A 1260-nucleotide genomic window follows, 5' to 3' on the forward strand; every position below is an offset into this window, starting at 1 on the left:
ACAATCGGGAGGTAGATGTCCATGGCCAGCGAGGCCAGGATGTCGAAGGGCGCCATCAGCACCATGGCTGCTGGCAGGGAAGTGGTCCATGTCGGGTTTTTTGGAAAAGGCATGATTGAACATCCGCTCAAATGGCTACATTTGGCGGCGATCTGCCGTTCTCAATGAAGATGGGAAATGACGGGCCGCCGCAACAACGAAGTGCTGTTGCGGCCTACTTGTCTGCTGACTTGCTGGTTCCCATAAACGCTATCCCGGAAAATGACGGCGCAGACATTCTCTCGAGTGCGCTCGCGTTTCCCTAGCAGCCGAAGGTTGCCCAGGCAACAGGATCAGCTTGATGCGCGTCAACGCGCCATCGCCGCCTCGAGCACCCTGAAAATCCGCTCGTCCGCGCATTGGGCAACGTTGAAGCGCAGGAAACGGCCAGCCGTTCCGGACAGGCTGAATGCGTTGCCGGGCGCCAGCACGATGTTGTCGGCCAGAGAGCGGCGGGCGACTTCGGCCGCATCGACGCCGTCCGGCAGACTGCACCACAGGAAGAGGCCAGCCGGCTGGTCGATCCACGGCGTGATGCCGATCGCTTTCAGGTGGGCGGCCGTCTCGCCCATGGCGCGCGCAAGCTTCGCGCGCAGCAAATCCATGTGCTTGCGGTAGCTGCCGTCCTTCAGCAACGTCAGCACCAGTTCGGCCGCGAGCCGCCCGCCGCCGAAGGTCGTGGCGATTTTGAGGTCGGTCAGGGGCTCGATCCAGTCGCGCGGTGCGGCGATGAAGCCGCAGCGAACCGATGCCGACAGCGTCTTGGAGAAGCTGCCGATATGGACAACGCGGTTGAGGCCATCGAACGCCGCCAGCCTGGGGGCGGGCGCATGTTCGAAATCGGCGAAGATGTCGTCCTCGACGATGGTCAATTGCGATTGGTCGGCGAGTTTCAGCAGCCGGTGCGCGGTGACTGGCGACAGCACCGCGCCGGTCGGATTGTGGATGCCGGAATTGGTGATGTAGAGGCGTGGCCGATGCTCGGCCAACGCCTGCGCGAACAGATCGATATCCGGCCCCGACGGCGTGTAGGGAACGCTGACGACCTTGGCCCGGTGAGCGCGCAACAGGGCGTGGAAGTTGAAGTAGCAGGGGTCGTCGACCAGCACGGTGTCGCCGGGCTCGATCAGGAACCGGCACAGGAGGTCGATGGCCTGCGTACCTGATTCCGTCAGCATGATCTGCTCGGGCGAGGCCTCGATGCCATGCCCGGCCATGCGC

The 1260-nt window shown here is 63.3% G+C and carries 1 protein-coding gene; it reads right to left on the minus strand.

The features are described from left to right. Positions 1-347: 347 nt before the first annotated feature. On the minus strand, positions 348-1260 hold a 913-nt coding region (locus EN884_RS36275), incomplete at its 5' end, for a PLP-dependent aminotransferase family protein (RefSeq protein ID WP_164895434.1).

This window comes from Mesorhizobium sp. M7A.F.Ca.AU.001.01.1.1 (genome assembly GCF_004022735.1).
GTDB classification, from domain to species: domain Bacteria; phylum Pseudomonadota; class Alphaproteobacteria; order Rhizobiales; family Rhizobiaceae; genus Mesorhizobium; species Mesorhizobium ciceri.